The following is a 17,917-nucleotide window of genomic DNA, read 5'->3' on the forward strand; positions in this document are numbered from 1 at the left end:
CCGCGATGAACCATAAAAAGGCCACCTAAAGTAGGCGGCCTTGGTTGATCTATTTAGATATTAATCTAGCTCTTTCTCTGCTTGTTTTGCTTTCTCTATCATAGGAGTGATAGTTGAGCCTTGAACCAGAATAGAAAACACAACAACGGCGTATGTCATGACAAGGATTATCTCTTTTACATCTATTGCTTTGTCTTCAATTACCCAGATACCTGAAGGGATCGAAAGTGCCATGGCTAATGCTAAGCCACCGCGTAAGCCACCCCAAGTTAGAATCTTAATCGACCACGGGTTGTAAGTTCTAAAGCGTTTAAATCCGATGTAAGACAAGAAAACACTCAAGTAACGTGCACTCAATACTAGAGGGACTGCGAACGCCATTAAGATCCAGTCTTCTTGGTGGAATTTGAATAACAGCATCGACATACCAATTAGTAGGAATAATACGCCGTTTAAGAATTCATCTATCAACTCCCAGAAATGATCTAGGTGATCTTCACTCTCTTTCGAGAATCCGATAAAGCGAGTCCAGTTACCAATCATGATACCTGATACCACCATCGCTAATGGGCCTGATACATTTAGAACTTCAGCAAACGCATAACCAGCAGTTGGGATGCCGATGGTTAATAGCAACTCCATCGAGTGGTCATCGGTATTGCTGATTAGGTAGTGGAATACAAGACCTAAAACAAAACCATAGACAATGCCGCCAATCGCCTCTTGAACGAATAGCATGGTCACACTACCGACGGTTGGCGCTTCTGTGCCGAATGCGATAGTAAATAGGGTTACGAAGATAACTAAGCCAAAACCATCGTTGAATAGAGATTCTCCCTCGATTTGAGTAGAGATTCTTCTGGGAGCGTCGAGTTTCTTTACTATTGCTAGCACGGCGATGGGATCGGTTGGAGAGATTAGCGAGCCAAAGAGTAGGCAGTAAATCAGATCAAATTGAATACCGATGAACTGGCAAAACCCGTACAGCACAAAACCGATAAAGAATGTTGAAAACAGCGTAGCACCTAACGCGAGTACTGTTATTTCCCATTTCTGGTCTTTTAGGTTTGGTAATTTGATTCCCAAACCGCCTGCAAATAGTAAGAATCCTAATATCCCTTTTAGAAGGAAATCTTCAAAATTGATACTGGCAACGGTCTCTGAGGCAATGTCTGCCAATTGGAACCAATTATTTTGTCCCGCAATGATAATCAATAGAGATAACATCATTGAGCCAGCTGTGATGGCGATGGTTGTCTGCATTTTACCAATTTTTGTATTCACGAAAGCAATAAGCATGGCTGCAGCGGACAAGAAGCATAAGGTGTAATAGACCGACATTGGGATTCCAACATGTAACAAAGTATGAATATGAATTTTCGTTGTCTCATGCTCAAATAGCAAACATTTTTTTGTCATGACTCAGTAATCAATTTCCTTTTTTAGACGTCTAGACTCCTTTTTAATGTGTGATAGGATGGAGGGATAATTAAAGGAATGAGGTTGTACCGTGGGAAGTAATGTAAGGCAAAAGATTGACGCTCTGTTGAAGCAACGAATTTTACTGATTGATGGTGGCATGGGCACCATGATTCAGGATTATAAATTGGAAGAGCAAGACTATCGTGGTGAACGCTTTGCTGATTGGCACAGTGACTTGAAGGGCAACAATGACCTTTTAGTTCTTACACAGTCTAAGCTTATCAAAGATATCCATATGGAGTATTTGGAAGCTGGGGCTGACATCCTCGAAACCAATACCTTTAACGCTACAACCATCGCTATGGCCGACTATGATATGGAAAGCCTTAGTGAAGAGATTAACTTTGCTGCTGCCAAGCTTGCTCGTGAAGCAGCTGATGAATGGACTGCAAAGACCCCAGATAAACCTCGCTTCGTCGCGGGTGTATTAGGCCCTACCAACCGAACTTGTTCTATATCCCCTGATGTAAACGATCCAGGTTACCGTAATGTTAGCTTTGACGAACTGGTTGAAGCTTATTCTGAATCGACTCGCGCGCTCATTAAGGGCGGTTCAGATTTAATTCTTATTGAAACTATCTTTGATACGTTAAACGCGAAAGCGTGTGCTTTTGCGGTTGAATCTGTTTTCGAAGAAGTAGGTATCAGTCTGCCAGTGATGATTTCCGGTACCATCACTGATGCATCAGGTCGTACCCTTTCAGGACAGACGACAGAAGCATTCTACAACGCCCTTCGTCATGTAAAACCAATCTCATTTGGATTGAACTGTGCATTGGGCCCTGATGAACTGCGTGAGTATGTCGGTGAGATGTCTCGTATCTCAGAGTGCAATGTTTCTGCTCACCCTAATGCGGGTTTGCCTAATGCATTTGGCGAGTATGACCTTTCTCCTGAGGATATGGCTGAACATGTTAAAGAGTGGGCTGAAAGTGGCTTCTTGAACCTAATTGGTGGGTGTTGTGGTACTACTCCAGAGCATATCCGTGAAATGGCTGAGGCCGTTGAAGGTGTAACGCCGCGTCAATTGCCAGACTTACCAGTTTCTTGTCGTCTTTCGGGACTAGAGCCACTGACGATAGCTAAAGAATCTTTGTTCGTGAATGTAGGTGAGCGGACCAATGTTACCGGCTCTGCACGCTTTAAGCGCCTTATCAAAGAAGAGCTCTACGACGAAGCCTTGAGTGTAGCTCGAGAGCAAGTCGAGAATGGTGCTCAAATTATCGATATCAACATGGATGAAGGGATGCTAGACGCCGAGGCGTGTATGGTTAAATTCCTGAATCTATGTGCTTCAGAACCTGAAATCTCGAAAGTACCTGTTATGGTCGATTCTTCTAAGTGGGAAGTTATCGAAGCTGGCCTAAAGTGTATTCAAGGCAAAGGCATCGTTAACTCAATCTCTCTAAAAGAAGGCAAAGAGAAGTTTGTTGAGCAAGCCAAATTAGTTCGTCGTTATGGTGCTGCTGTCATCGTGATGGCGTTTGATGAAGTCGGGCAGGCTGATACTCGAGAGCGTAAAGTCGAAATCTGTACCAATGCCTACAACATTCTTGTTGATGAAGTCGGTTTCCCACCAGAAGATATTATTTTTGACCCGAATATTTTCGCAGTGGCTACTGGTATCGATGAGCATAATAACTATGCGGTTGATTTCATTGAAGCAGTAGGAGACATCAAACGCGATCTCCCGCATGCGATGATCTCTGGCGGTGTGTCGAATGTTTCATTCTCATTCCGTGGTAATAACTACGTCCGTGAGGCTATTCACGCGGTATTTCTATATCACTGTTTTAAAAACGGTATGGATATGGGCATTGTAAACGCTGGCCAGTTGGAAATTTACGATAATGTTCCAGAAGATCTGCGTGATGCTGTTGAAGATGTGGTACTAAACCGTCGTGATGATTCGACTGAAAGATTGCTGGATATGGCGACCGAATACCTAGAGCGTGCTGTTGGTAAGGTTGAAGATAAATCTGCATTAGAGTGGCGAACTTGGCCTGTAGAGAAGCGTTTGGAGCACTCTTTGGTAAAAGGTATCACCGACTTTATTGTTGAAGATACCGAAGAAGCTCGTGTTAATGCCTCTCGTCCTATTGAAGTGATTGAAGGTCCTCTAATGGACGGAATGAACGTTGTTGGTGACCTGTTTGGTGAAGGTAAGATGTTCTTACCACAGGTTGTAAAGTCTGCGCGTGTGATGAAACAGGCGGTTGCCCATTTAGAACCATTCATTAATGCATCCAAAGAAGTGGGCGCAACTAACGGTAAGATTTTGTTAGCGACCGTTAAAGGTGACGTTCACGATATCGGTAAAAATATCGTTGGTGTGGTTTTACAGTGTAATAACTACGAAATTATCGACTTAGGTGTGATGGTTTCTTGCGAGAAGATTCTCAAGGTAGCGAAAGAAGAGAATGTCGACATTATTGGCCTGTCTGGGCTGATTACACCGTCTCTTGATGAAATGGTACATGTTGCTAAAGAAATGGAGAGACAGGGTTTCAAGCTGCCTCTTCTGATTGGCGGCGCAACCACATCTAAAGCTCACACAGCAGTTAAGATTGAGCAGAATTATTCAGAACCTGTTGTATACGTAAATAATGCCTCGCGTGCAGTGGGTGTTTGTACTTCACTACTTTCTGATGAATTGAAACCCGCTTTCGTTGAGAAGCTGGATATCGATTACGATCGCGTTCGAGATCAGCACAATCGTAAGAAGCCTCGTACCAAGCCTGTCACGCTTGAAAGAGCTCGTGCCAATAAAGTTGCTATCGATTGGGATGCGTATACGCCACCGGCACCCGCTAAGCCGGGAGTTCATATCTTCAATGATTTTGATGTGGCAACTTTGCGTCAGTACATCGATTGGACTCCATTCTTTATGACATGGTCATTGGTTGGTAAATACCCTGCAATCCTTGATCATGAAGAAGTGGGTGAAGAGGCAAAACGTTTATTCAAAGATGCTAATGATTTACTGGATCGCGTAGAGAAAGAGAAGCTGCTTGAAGCGCGTGGTATGTGTGCCATGTTCCCAGCGAACAGTGTTGGTGATGATATTGAGGTGTATACCGATGAATCTCGTACCGAAGTTCTAAAAGTTCTACACAATCTTCGTCAACAAACAGAGAAACCAAAAGGCTTTAACTACTGTTTGTCTGATTACATTGCGCCAAAAGAAAGCGGTAAAGCTGACTGGATTGGTGGCTTTGCGGTTACTGGCGGTATTGGTGAGCGAGAGCTTGCTGATGAATATAAAGCTAATGGTGATGATTACAATGCGATTATGATTCAGGCGGTTGCGGACCGTTTGGCTGAAGCGTTTGCAGAATATTTACACAAAGAAGTGAGAAAGGACATTTGGGGTTACTCGCCTGATGAGGATTTGTCTAACGACGATTTGATTCGAGAGAAGTACCAAGGTATTCGTCCAGCTCCGGGTTACCCTGCTTGCCCAGAACATACAGAGAAAGGCACGTTGTGGGAGTTGATGGACGTTGAAAAAGCCATCGACATGTCACTAACCACGAGTTACGCAATGTGGCCAGGTGCCTCAGTGTCGGGTATGTATTTCTCACACCCTGATGCTAGATACTTTGCTATTGCACAGATTCAACAGGATCAAGTGGATAGCTATGCTGATCGTAAGGGCTGGGATATGTTGGAAGCTGAGAAGTGGTTAGGTCCAAACATTAACTAGTTTGAATCTATGACGAGCTTTGGTTCGTAAAGTAAAAAAGAGAAAGGGTTGCTCAAGAGCAACCCTTTTTGTATCTGGGGTTTGGTTAATTAAAACCAATTAATTAACCATCGCCTTATTCAAATAACTCTTGGTGAAGTTTTTGGATCGCCAACTTAGAAACAGATGCATCTAGCAAGAAGCACAAGTTGTGTGGGCTTGCTCCGTAACAAATCATACGTAGATTGAAATCTTCCAGAGTGCCAAACACCTGCTTTGCATAGCCTTTATTTTCACTCATGTTGTTGCCAATAAGCGCAACAAGGCATAGGTCGTGTTCAATATCTACAGAACACAACTCTTCAAGCTCCAGTCGAGCAGCTTCTGGTAACTCAGGAGCACCACCTGATGTGTCTGTTTGATCGAGAGTCAGTGAGACACTGATCTCTGAAGTGGTGATAAGATCGACCGAGATCTTATGTTTAGCAAGGATCTCGAATACTTTTGCCAAAAAGCCATAGGCATGGAACATATTAGCGCTACGTAGCGTAACCATGGTTTGGTTGCAGCGTAGGGCAAGCGCTCTAAATAGAGGAGAGCTCTCAACTTCTTGACGAATCCAAGTACCACCTAACTCTGGCGCTTTAGAAGAGCCGACAAATACCGGGATTTGGTGGCGTAATGCAGGTACTAGAGTCGATGGATGCAAGATCTTCGCACCAAAGTTTGCCATTTCCGATGCTTCACTAAAGCTGATCTCTGGGATAGGAGAAGCTTTAGGTGCAATACGAGGGTCAGTGGTGTAAATACCCGGAACATCCGTCCAGATTTCTAGACCAATCGCCTTTACAGATTCGGCAATCAATGCTGCTGAGTAATCACTGCCACCGCGGCCTAAAGTCGTGGTGTTACCTTCGCTATCAGCGCCGATAAAACCTTGGGTAACGACAACTTGTTGTTGGCAAAGTGGAATCAGTTTCTGTTGCGCTAGAGCGGCAATATCTTCTAGTTGAGGTTCGGCTTTACCAAAATCATCATTAGTACGCATCACATCTCTGATATCAAAGCGAACAGCAGGAGTGCCTCGTTCAGAGATGATCTGAGCCAAGATGTGTGTCGACATCAACTCGCCACATGCGACAAGGTGATCCGTCAGTTTAGTACTTGTTTGGAATGATGCGGCCTCTGCAGCGCTCGCAATGTCATCAAGAATGCTGTGGACTTCTTTTTCGATGCTGATTGGATCTGCGAGTTGGTCAAGAATTGCGTTGTGAATGTCCGCTAATTGCGCCATTAGTTCCTGACGACGAGCTTTGTCTTGAACACCATTTGCTAGTTCAACCAGCAAGTTAGTGACACCAGAGCATGCACTACTCACGACCAGTTTCGTGTTTGAGTTGTTTTCAATAATGGCAGCACAACGGCTCATTGCTTCAAAGTTGGCAACACTTGTTCCACCAAACTTAGCGACATTAAAAGAACCAGCTACATTAGATGCACTCACGATATATCTCCCACGACTTCCTAAAATAAAATTACGGTTGGGTAATCCAACGTCCGATGTTTTTCGAAGAGAGTTTTAGAGCAAAAAGAGAGGAATTATTAGAATAGTAACCTCAGAAGCTCTTCACCATATAGAAATGGCGACAGTTGACGGGATTCAGCCCGCTCAACCGATAATAAAGGTCCTGCATACTTTTATTATCTCGGCACTGCTCCCCATAAATGTTTTGTATTGGAAATGCGGTTCCACAAAACATCTGCCTGGGCAGTGCTCCTCTTCTGCTAGATAGCCGTTTCATTGAACGTTTTTGTGGTAACAATGTCAATCCGTAACTTGAGATAATTGAAAAATAATTTTAACAATTATGTGACAGTGGTTTGACCTCAATACTTATGGCTAATTGCTGAGGTAATCAATTTGCTTTAGGGTGGATTGTTCACAACATTAACGTAAGGGATGTACATGTCTAATTTCACACTCACTACTGCTATCGATAGCTTTTATCCACCACACCGAACGTTAATGGGGCCTGGTCCTTCTGATATCTCACCTCAAGTGCTACAGGCTTTGAGCCGTCCAACCATAGGTCACCTAGATCCGCTGTTTATTGCGATGATGGATGAGCTTAAACAACTTCTTAAATACGCTTTTCAGACTGAAAACGAATTTACGATTGCCGTTTCTGCACCGGGCAGTGCAGGTATGGAGACCTGTTTTGTTAACTTGATTGAGCCTGGTGAAAAGGTGATTGTTTGTCGTAACGGTGTCTTCGGTGAGCGTATGCGAGAAAACGTGGTGCGTTGTGGTGGCGAAGCCATCCTTGTTGATGACGAATGGGGCAAGCCCGTTTCAGTTGAAAAGGTAGAACAAGCATTGGCAGAAAACCCCGATGCCGTTGCTGTTGCATTTGTGCATGCAGAGACATCAACTGGAGCGTTATCTGATGCTCAAGCTATCTCTGCTGTCGCTCGTCAGTTTGATGCGTTAACGATTGTTGATGCAGTGACATCATTAGGTGGTGTGCCATTGCTGGTTGATGAGTGGCAGCTTGATGCGGTTTATTCTGGCAGCCAAAAGTGTCTGTCTTGTGTGCCAGGGCTATCTCCAGTGACTTTCTCTCAGCGTGCGGTTGATAAAATGAAAGCCCGTAAAGCACCAGTGCAAAGCTGGTTTTTGGATCAAAGTTTAGTATTAGGTTACTGGAGTGGAGAAGGTAAGCGTAGCTACCACCATACCGCACCCGTGAACAGCCTTTATGCTCTGCATGAGTCGCTGGTTTTGTTGAAAAATGAAGGCTTAGATAATGCGTGGTCTCGTCATCATGCGATGCACCAAGAGCTTAAAGAAGGCGTAGAAGCTCTAGGGTTAAAGTTTGTGGTTGATGAAGAGAGCCGCCTGCCGCAGCTTAATGCACTTTATTTCCCAGAAGGAATTGATGAGGCTAAGATCAGAACGCAGCTTTTAGAAGAATATAATCTTGAAATCGGTGCTGGGCTTGGCTCTTTGGCTGGTAAGGCATGGCGTATCGGCCTAATGGGTTACGGTGCTCGTAAAGAGAATGTCGCGTTGTGCCTAAAAGCGCTAAAAGATGTTTTGAAGTAGCTGCATGAACTGAAATTAAAAAGAAAAGCGCACGAGAGATCGTGCGCTTTTTTGTATCTACCCCAAGCTCCTACTGCCTACTAAGTGAAGCTTGCGTTGCGAATTCTTAACATTATTCTGCAGACGAAACGTTATCTTCTGCTTGTGACACTTTCTTATACTGAACCTTTGAAAAGTCTCTGTTAGGGAATAAAAAGTTCGCTTCGCTACGAATTTGCTCTGCTTTACTTTCTTCTCCTAGGCCTTGATACGCCAGAATCAGATTGCTGTAGAAAGCCGGTCTTGGTTTACTCTTTATGATCTCCAGTGACCAATCGATGTAAGGCTGTATAAGGCTCGGGTCGGCTTTGTAGAGGCCGATATTAAGGTAAGTGCTGTATATATCCCAATCGTAGCGATCTTTCCACACCACTGGGTTCGTTACCTGCTTAAGAATGTCCGGATTTTTCGGCTTAGACAGTTCAAACTTAGTCAGTACATAGTTGGTGTGCAGGGCGCTCAACATATAAAAACTGACCAAAATAGGGAGCACTAAGCTCAACACTCTAAATAGGGTCTTGCTGATGATACTGAACGACTGTTGATAATGTCGGGAAGAGCGCTGATCTACCCAGTAAATCAATATAATGAATGTTATCCAGTGAATCGCCGAGTGGTAAAAAGGATACTCAAGTTGAGAGTGCAAAAGGATTGGGATAAATAACGCGAGCAGGGCTAGACGTGTTCCCTTTGCTGAACTTGTTATGCGTGACATCACCAATATTGCAGCAATCAAGATTCCGATGATTGGTACAATCCCCCCTTCAACTCCCCAAAACAGGAACTCATTGTGCGGGTGATCCATTGAAGGAAGACCTGGATGATAGTTCGAGTTGAGTTGATGTTGGCGAGCTGTATATAGCGTGTATTCAGACTCAAATTTCCCGTAACCATAACCTGTAAATGGCTTTTCGATCATCATATCTAAAGCTTGCGGGAACGTATAAGCGCGCGGGCTTTCTAGGTTCGCTTTCTTGCTAGCGAGGCTATCAGTCGCACTTAGGCTGATCACCGAAAAAGCGACGACGACACCGACGAGCACTGATGCGCACCATCCGTAGAAGCGTTTCTTGGTCGAGAACTTGTATAGATAGGGCAGAATGCAGATAAACCCAATGACAGCGGCCAACCATCCGGTACGTGATGCAATGATGATCAGCAAGGGCACGGTTAAGGTTGGAGTTAAATACAGTAGGAATGATTCGCTGATCTTATGGTTATATTTAGCCGGCTGCCTTGCTAAAAGGTAAGCGGACAGCATAAAACCAGTAGCAAGAAAGCTTGCCATTACATTCGGTTGTTGAAATATCCCATATGGTCGGTTTGCAGCAGTGTTGTAGCCAAATAGGTTGCCTGGTTCTAATAAGAAATATTGCACATAGCCAAATAGTGCTTGTATAACAACAGCAAGTACAATGAACCACAACATACGTTGCTTGTGTTTATTGCTGAACTTAAATTGCTGCAGCACCACAAATAAGGCAAAGCCCGCCCACAATCCAAGCAAGCGTCCTGACGCTCCTTGAGGTGCAGCATTGCTGTATAAAATGGGTAGCGTGAGTATGATGCAGCTAATCAATAAGCCAATTGTTAATTTGGAATACTTGAGTACTCGATTGGTCGCGAGTTGGTAAAAGCCAATTGCTAGCGTGAAGCTTAGCGCTAGCCAAGTGGTAGGGTTAAAGGATAGAGCAAGGCCCGAACCACCAGGATTCGGCATGAAAAAATGCATAGCTAACAAGAATACAACAGCTAAAGAAGCCAGAAATGCTTTGTTGAGTGGTAGCTGAGTGACCTGATTTTCTAGCTGAGTACCGCTAGTGTGTATTGTTGCCATAAATCCCTAACCTTATAAAAACAGAGCTTGTTCCTTCTGAAACAAGCTCTGTTACTTTAACATTTTTCTGTCTGCCCGCAGGGCGCTATTTTACACCGACTTCAAATTTAACATAGGCTTAAGGAAGCGAGCAGTGTGTGAACCTTCGACTAACGCCACATCTTCAGGTGTACCCTCTGCAACAATCTCACCACCACCTTGCCCACCTTCTGGGCCAAGATCTAGGATCCAGTCTGCTGTTTTAACGACATCTAGGTTGTGCTCAATCACGACAACTGTATTACCGTGATCACGCAGTCTATGTAATACCGTCAGTAGCTGCTGGATATCGTGGAAATGAAGGCCTGTTGTTGGCTCATCGAGAATGTATAAGGTTTTTCCCGTGTCTCGTTTAGACAGTTCACGCGCTAATTTAACACGCTGAGCTTCACCACCAGATAAGGTTGTAGCTGCTTGCCCTAAGCGAATGTAAGAGAGGCCAACGTCCATTAAAGTTTGCAGTTTACGAGCGATAACAGGTACCGGGTTGAAGTATTCACGAGCATCTTCCACAGTCATCTCTAGAACTTCGTCAATGGTTTTACCTTTGTAGCGGACCTCTAGAGTCTCACGGTTATAGCGCTTACCTTTACACACATCACAAGGCACATACACATCGGGTAAGAAGTGCATCTCTACCTTGATTACGCCGTCTCCCTGACAAGCCTCACAACGACCACCACGAACGTTAAAGCTGAATCGACCTGGCTTGTAACCACGAGAACGTGATTCCTGAGTGCCCGCGAATAGTTCACGAATAGGGGTGAAAATCCCTGTGTAGGTCGCAGGGTTTGATCTTGGTGTACGACCGATAGGGCTTTGATCTATGTCGATTACCTTATCAAAATGTTCTAACCCTTTAATCTTTTTGTGCTTTGCTGGAACTGCAGTCGTGGCACCGTTTAATTGAGTGTGGGCGACTTTAAAGAAGGTATCGTTGATAAGCGTTGATTTACCCGAACCTGATACGCCCGTAATACAACTGAACAAGCCAACAGGAATTGTCGCGGTCACATTCTTTAGGTTGTTCCCCGTTGCGCCAACGATCTCGACGACCTTTTTCTTGTCGATAGGCGTTCTCTTTTCAGGCACTGCAATTTCTTTAGCACCGCTCAGGTATTGGCCTGTCAAAGAGCTCGGGTTTTCGATGATGTCTTGCATGGTACCTTCTGCCACCACGTGACCACCGTGCACCCCTGCTCCTGGACCGATATCGATAACATGGTCAGCACAACGAATTGCATCTTCGTCATGTTCCACAACAAGTACCGTATTACCTAAGTCTCTCAGGTGAATTAAGGTTTGCAATAGACGTTCATTATCGCGCTGGTGGAGACCAATTGATGGCTCATCAAGTACATACATAACGCCAACTAAACCGGCACCGATTTGGCTCGCCAAACGAATACGTTGCGCCTCACCACCAGACAGCGTTTCAGCACTGCGTGATAGGTTAAGGTAGTTCAAACCAACGTTGACTAAGAAATGCAGACGATCATTGATCTCTTTCATCACTTTATCTGCGATCTGCCCACGTTGACCGTCTAGCTTCAATTCTTGGAAAAATTGTAGTGCGTCAGCAATGCTAAGTTCAACGATTTCCGGAAGTGTTGTATCACCAATGAAAACATTACGAGCTTCTAATCTCAGGCGAGTGCCATCACAGCTAGAGCACGATTTGGTTGAGATGTATTTAGCAAGATCTTCACGCACTGCGCTCGATTCAGTATCACGGTAACGGCGCTCCAAGGTATTTAAAATGCCCTCAAATGGATGACGCTTAACCCGAATATCACCTCGGTCATTGATGTACTTGAATTCCACTTCAGTACGACCTGATCCTTTTAGAATGATCTCTTGAGTCTTTTTCGGTAGAGAATTAAATGGCGCATACAGATCAAAACCATAATGTTCTGACAGCGACGTTAGCATTTGGAAATAGTAGTAGTTCTTTTGATCCCAACCTTTTATCGCACCTTCAGCAATGCTTAGGTTCTCATCTAAAATCACTCGGCTTGGATCAAAATACTGTTGAACACCAAGACCATCACACGTACCACATGCTCCTGCCGGGTTATTAAATGAGAACAGGCGAGGCTCAAGCTCTTGCATGCTGTAACCACATTTAGGACAAGCGAAGTTAGCAGAGAATACGATCTCTTCTTGATCCGTTTCGTCCATCCAGCCGACGACAGCGATACCGCCAGAGAGCTCTAATGTGGTCTCGAATGACTCGGCTAAACGCTGTTGAAGATCAGGACGAACCTTGAATCTGTCTACCACAACTTCAATGGTGTGCTTCTTATGAAGTTCAAGTGCTGGTGGATCGGATAGATCACAGGTTTCACCATCAATTCGGGCTCGGATAAAGCCTTGCGCAGCTAAGTTTTCCAGTGTTTTAACATGCTCACCTTTGCGCTCTTTGATAATCGGTGCCATCAACATCATCTTTGAGCCTTCAGGCAGTTCTAAGACCTTATCCACCATTTGACTGATGGTTTGTGCTGCTAGAGGGATGTTGTGGTCTGGACAGCGAGGTTCGCCTACTCGCGCATACAATAATCTGAGGTAATCATAGACTTCGGTAATGGTACCGACGGTTGAGCGAGGGTTATGTGAAGTCGATTTTTGTTCTATTGAGATAGCTGGAGACAGACCTTCAATATGGTCGACATCAGGCTTTTCCATAAGAGATAGAAATTGACGAGCGTAAGCAGACAGAGATTCAACATAACGACGCTGACCTTCTGCGTAGAGTGTGTCAAACGCAAGTGACGACTTTCCTGAACCCGATAATCCGGTGATGACAGTCAGTTTGTCACGTGGAATGGTTAGGTTGACGTCTTTGAGGTTATGCGTACGAGCGCCTCTAATTTCTATTTTATCCATCTCAATAGACCATGTAATTTTAAGTGGCTAAAGTATTACATAGAGTGAGATTTGTGCAAAGTTTTACTGGATAAAAAAACAGTAAACAAAAAGGGCGACTCAAAGAGTCGCCCTTTCTAAAATCAGTAACGTTAGTGATTAACCAGTCGTTATGCTTCTTTCTTGGTCGAGTGTTTACCTAGCTCGATTTGCTGCTGGTCTTTCTTGTATAGGTTTTCGAAGCAGTAGTTTGTTGCTTCGATATAGCCTTCAACACTACCACAGTCAAAACGTTGGCCTTTAAATTTGTAAGCCAATACACAGCCTGCTTTTGCCTGTTTTAGCAATGCATCAGTGATCTGGATTTCGCCGCCTTTACCTGGTTCTGTCTGCTCGATTAATTCAAAGATATCTGGAGTCAGAATATAACGACCAATGATCGCTAGGTTGCTTGGTGCTGTACCTTGCTCTGGCTTCTCTACCATGTCATCAACTCGGAAAAGGTCATCTTTGATCATTTCGCCAGAGATAACACCGTACTTGTGAGTCTCTTCTTCTGGAACTTCTTGTACAGCAACAATAGAACAGCGGAACTGTTTGTATAGCGCAACCATCTGAGCTAGCACGCCTTGTTGCTCGTTCACACAAAGGTCATCAGCAAGTACTACTGCGAACGGTTCATCGCCTACAAGTTCGCGACCCGTTAAAATAGCATGGCCAAGGCCTTTCATCTCACGTTGACGAATGTAGGTGAAGTTTGCCGCTTCAATCGTTTCACGGATATTAACCAATAGGTCTTCTTTATTGGTGCCGCTAATCTGGTGCTCAAGCTCGTAGTTTTTATCAAAGTGATCCATGATCGAGTGCTTACCACGTCCAGTAACGATGCACATTCCATCCATACCAGCTTCGATAGCTTCCTCTACACCGTATTCAATCAGAGGTTTGTTTACTACAGGCATCATTTCTTTAGGCATTGACTTGGTTGCAGGTAAAAAACGTGTACCGTAGCCAGCTGCCGGGAAAAGGCACTTTTTGATCATGATAAGACCCTTTATCTATAATAATTATTGATTCAACCTGAGTGGTTGATATTTCTGAGGGCAACTCTAGCATAAGTTATGTCGAAAATTCAGCAACAATAGCCATGATTTACTAGAGCTTCCCTCAAAATTATCGTCAGACTAAGAGGTGGGTCGATTATGCAAGCAGGTTCTGGTTTGCCCATGCTATCGCTTGAACTCTATTTTTTACCGCAAGCTTACGGAATATTTGATAGAGGTGAGATTTAACCGTGAACTCACTAATAAACAAGTCATCGGCGATTTGTGTGTTTGAAGACCCGGATTGAAGACAGCGAATCACCTGGATCTCACGAATGGTTAAATCAACATTGGTTGGTGTGGTGTTGGTATTGACCATATTGCGATAATAAAACAACAGTTGATTGGTTACCTTCCTTGGCAGCCAGTTATCGCCATCAATGACTTCTTGAAGACCACGAGCAATCTTGTCCTTTTGTTCAGTGTTGTAAAAGAGTCCTTTTAGTACCCCATAGGTAAGAAGCTCTGAGGTTGGAAGTTGCTGGGGGACATTGAATAAAATGATTTCGTGATTTTTCCACATAACAGTCAGGTTAGGACAAATAATCAGTAGTTGTGGTACCTCTCTGTAATCGACGAGCAAGATCCGGTTACTCCGCTTTCTATCAACTAGCATTAATTCGTCGGGTGTCATTTTGTAGAGAACAATAGATAAATGCTTTTCTATCTCTTTTACATGTAGATAGGTATCGTTTGGGTCGATGCACAGAAAGTGTAAAGTGCGAGCGTATCTTGATTTTCTCATTGAAACGTCCTGTTTGAGTGGGATTAGATTCCACGTTGTCATGCAGGCTTTAGCTTCTCTAGCGCCTTGATAGTGACTTGCGTTGAATATCAATTATCAAAGTAAATGAGTGGTTTGTAAGTGGAGAAAAAAGCAACATCGCTCTGAATATCATGATTTGTTACGTTTTTATTCTTTGTAGTGAGGAGAGAATAGGAATGCGATTTATCACTGCAGAAAAGCATGCTATTCTTGTGCGCTAAAATTTTCTGAGACTATGAATTTAGACGGAGCAAATCATGGCTAGCCGTGGAGTTAACAAAGTTATATTAGTGGGTAACCTAGGTAATGACCCTGAAATTCGTTACATGCCAAATGGCGGCGCAGTAGCGAACATTACCATTGCAACGTCAGAGTCATGGCGTGATAAAGCAACTGGCGAGCAGCGTGAAAAAACAGAATGGCACCGTGTTGCTCTGTTTGGCAAGCTTGCGGAAGTTGCTGGTGAGTACCTACGTAAAGGTTCTCAAGTTTACATTGAAGGTCAACTTCAAACTCGTAAATGGCAAGATCAAAGCGGTCAAGATCGCTACACAACTGAAGTGGTTGTTCAAGGCTTCAATGGTGTAATGCAAATGCTTGGCGGCCGTGCTCAAGGTGGTGCTCCTGCTCAAGGTGGCATGGGTAACAACCAACAGCAAGGTGGTTGGGGTCAGCCACAGCAGCCACAGCAACAACAATACAGTGCTCCCGCTCAACAGCAGCCAAAAGCACCTCAACAAGCTCCTCAGCAGGCTCAACCTCAATATAATGAGCCGCCAATGGATTTTGATGATGACATCCCATTTTAATCCCTGTTTTTAATATATTATAAAGACAGTATTAAATTGGAAAAAGCCGCGTTCATCGCGGCTTTTTGTTACCTACAATTCTTAACGCTTTATTTACAACGTCAATTTATAGTATAAGTAGCAATACGGTATAATGTGAGTTGAAAAGGATTTCGTTATTCATGAGATATACCCCGACACTAAAATTGAGCACTCGATTGGTCGCATTTGTCACCGTGATAGTGATCAGCGCGATGTTCATTCTTTTTATTGGTGGCACACTTTCCTTTAAGCGTATTGGACAGGAATATTTAGACCATTATTTGGTTGGCATTGTCGACGTTGTAGATAAAGAGATGGAAGACCCTGACGCCGCGTATTCAATGCAGCGTTGGATGCCTAAGATGTTGCAGGCGAGCAATATTGTTGAGATGAAACTCTCGAACAAGACCGGCATCGTTTATCGTTTCAAAGATACCTCCCCACAAATTGATCCCAATCGTCTTTATGAGAAAAGCTTCATTTTAGAGCGTAATCAAGGCTACCGAATCGAATTTAAAGCACTTCCTCCTTATATTGGTTATAGCTACTCAATGGAAGCAATGTGGTCAATTACTTTGGCGGTTGCATTGATCCTTTTCTGTCTGGCTCGTGGTGTTCGTTGGTTGAAGGAACAGTTGATGGGTTCTGAGATCTTGGAAGAGCGAGGAAGAATGATCCTCGCAGGGCAAGTTGAGGCTCATGCAAAGGGAGATGAACTTGAATGGCCATACACGGCAAGTGAAGCCTTGGATGTCTTGATCGAAGAGCTGCAAGATGCTCGTCAAGAAAGAAGCCGCTTCGATACCTTTATTCGTACCCATACCTTCCTAGACAAACTCACAGGCACGGCAAACCGAGTCTTATTCGATAACAAGCTTGAATCGGCTTTGCATGAAAGCGGTGCTCGAGGTGGTGTGTTATTGATACGTATCGACGAATGGGAGCAAGTTCGTGATGTTAATGACAAGCAAATCACTGACGGCTTTATTATCGAAGTTGGCGAAGTATTGTCGAATATTGTTCAACGCTATCCTGATGTCATTTTTTCTCGTTATTACGAAGCGGACTTTGCTGTATTTATCCCTCATCAGGGCGCAAAAGATATTGCGACCTTGGCTGCTCAGTGTTTAAGGCAGTTAGATAAGCTAACTCCGCCAGAGCCTTTAGAGTCGGATAACTGGTGTCATATTGGTGTGACCATGTATACCGAAGGTGAGCGTCATAGCCAGATCATGGATGAAACGGAAACGGCACTAAAGAGTGCTCAGTTAGAGCGTATTAATAACTGGAGCCGTTACCCGAAAGAGAATAAGAATAAGAATGAGCTTGATAGAGGCAGTGTTCGTTGGAGAACATTACTTGATAAAGCGCTGCTTCCTGAAAATTTAGTAATCTTTGCTCAGCGGTGTTATCTTATGCCGGAACCTGGTCAAGTTAATGAATTGCATAGAGAAATATTTACTAGAATTCAGGATCCTGACAAAGGTTTATTGAAATCGTCTCGATTTATGCCTGCGGTAGAGCAAGTGGGTTATCAAGCTCAAATGGACCAATCGGTTCTAAAGGTTGTGTTGAAATCGTTGAAAGAATCAACTCAACCTATCAACTATTCAGTGAATCTGAATGTTACCCCGTTTGCTAATAAACAGCACTTTAAGTGGTTTAGGAGTGAGTTGTTACAGCTCTCTGCTCAACACCGCTCTCAGCTTGCGTTTGAGTTTTCAGAAGGGCACTTGATTGCTCATCTTGATTATATGAGACCGGTGGCAAAGATGTTGCGAGGTTTAGGGTGTAAAGTTGTGGTTGGCCAGGCTGGGCGAACCATTGTTAGCACTCACTATATAAAGGATTTGAAGGTTAGTTATATTAAGCTTCATCGAAGCCTAATAAAGAAAATCGATCAAAGGCATGAGAACCAACTGTTTGTTCGAAGCTTAATTGGGGCGTGTGGTGATTCTCCAACTCAAGTTATTGCCGTTGGAGTCGAGACAAAACAAGAAAAGAATACCTTGATAGAGTTAGGCATTAACGGCTATCAAGGGAGATATTTCGACGAAGAACAACAAATTATCCCTTTGCCTAATCAAGCAGAAAAAGCCGCGAAAGCGGAATCTGTTGTCAAAGTTGGACGAAGAAATCGATGGCGTAAGAGTAGTAGTTAA

General features: G+C 43.9%; 10 protein-coding genes and 1 riboswitch. Of the genes, 4 read left to right on the plus strand and 6 right to left on the minus strand.

Features of this window, described 5'->3' with window-relative positions; all coding sequences use genetic code 11:
• Positions 1-60: 60 nt before the first annotated feature.
• On the minus strand, positions 61-1,341 hold the full coding sequence (locus tag AB4507_RS08355) for a cation:proton antiporter (RefSeq protein WP_372182520.1): 1,281 nt from the start codon (positions 1,339-1,341) through the stop codon (positions 61-63).
• Between the two features lie 169 nt (positions 1,342-1,510).
• Here AB4507_RS08355 and metH point away from each other — a divergent pair, with 169 nt between their 5' ends.
• On the plus strand, positions 1,511-5,188 hold the full coding sequence (metH, locus tag AB4507_RS08360) for a methionine synthase (protein WP_372182522.1): 3,678 nt from the start codon (positions 1,511-1,513) through the stop codon (positions 5,186-5,188).
• A gap of 115 nt (positions 5,189-5,303) precedes the next feature.
• On the opposite strand, the gene lysC is transcribed toward metH, so the two are convergent.
• Positions 5,304-6,671 (minus strand): lysine-sensitive aspartokinase 3, encoded by a 1,368-nt coding sequence (gene lysC / locus AB4507_RS08365; protein WP_372182524.1) that lies wholly within the window; start codon positions 6,669-6,671, stop codon positions 5,304-5,306.
• A 108-nt stretch (positions 6,672-6,779) separates the two neighbouring features.
• Positions 6,780-6,957: riboswitch (Lysine riboswitch) on the minus strand.
• 176 nt (positions 6,958-7,133) lie between these two features.
• On the opposite strand from lysC, the gene AB4507_RS08370 reads away from it, so the two are divergent.
• Positions 7,134-8,273 (plus strand): alanine--glyoxylate aminotransferase family protein, encoded by a 1,140-nt coding sequence (locus AB4507_RS08370; RefSeq protein ID WP_102332733.1) that lies wholly within the window; start codon positions 7,134-7,136, stop codon positions 8,271-8,273.
• 112 nt (positions 8,274-8,385) lie between these two features.
• Here the strand turns inward: AB4507_RS08370 and AB4507_RS08375 are convergent, their stop codons facing one another.
• The 4 genes from AB4507_RS08375 to AB4507_RS08390 all read right to left on the minus strand — a co-directional run bounded on the left by AB4507_RS08375 (position 8,386) and on the right by AB4507_RS08390 (position 14,904).
• Positions 8,386-10,149 carry a PglL family O-oligosaccharyltransferase gene (locus AB4507_RS08375; protein WP_102332734.1) on the minus strand — a complete coding sequence of 588 codons (1,764 nt, stop codon included), beginning with the start codon at positions 10,147-10,149 and terminating at the stop codon, positions 8,386-8,388.
• A gap of 90 nt (positions 10,150-10,239) precedes the next feature.
• Positions 10,240-13,077 (minus strand): excinuclease ABC subunit UvrA, encoded by a 2,838-nt coding sequence (gene uvrA, locus AB4507_RS08380; RefSeq protein ID WP_372182525.1) that lies wholly within the window; start codon positions 13,075-13,077, stop codon positions 10,240-10,242.
• A 149-nt stretch (positions 13,078-13,226) separates the two neighbouring features.
• Positions 13,227-14,099, minus strand: coding sequence for a UTP--glucose-1-phosphate uridylyltransferase GalU (gene galU, locus AB4507_RS08385; protein WP_017061340.1), 873 nt, complete (start codon positions 14,097-14,099; stop codon positions 13,227-13,229).
• 157 nt (positions 14,100-14,256) lie between these two features.
• Positions 14,257-14,904 (minus strand): LuxR C-terminal-related transcriptional regulator, encoded by a 648-nt coding sequence (locus tag AB4507_RS08390; protein WP_029235092.1) that lies wholly within the window; start codon positions 14,902-14,904, stop codon positions 14,257-14,259.
• A 278-nt stretch (positions 14,905-15,182) separates the two neighbouring features.
• Here AB4507_RS08390 and AB4507_RS08395 point away from each other — a divergent pair, with 278 nt between their 5' ends.
• Positions 15,183-15,734: a single-stranded DNA-binding protein gene (locus AB4507_RS08395; protein ID WP_017062970.1), complete on the plus strand. Its 552-nt coding sequence runs from the start codon at positions 15,183-15,185 to the stop codon at positions 15,732-15,734.
• Between the two features lie 161 nt (positions 15,735-15,895).
• Positions 15,896-17,917, plus strand: coding sequence for an RNase E specificity factor CsrD (csrD, locus tag AB4507_RS08400; protein ID WP_372182526.1), 2,022 nt, complete (start codon positions 15,896-15,898; stop codon positions 17,915-17,917).

The organism is Vibrio sp. 10N.222.54.A3, from assembly GCF_041474095.1.
Lineage (GTDB): Bacteria > Pseudomonadota > Gammaproteobacteria > Enterobacterales > Vibrionaceae > Vibrio > Vibrio crassostreae_C.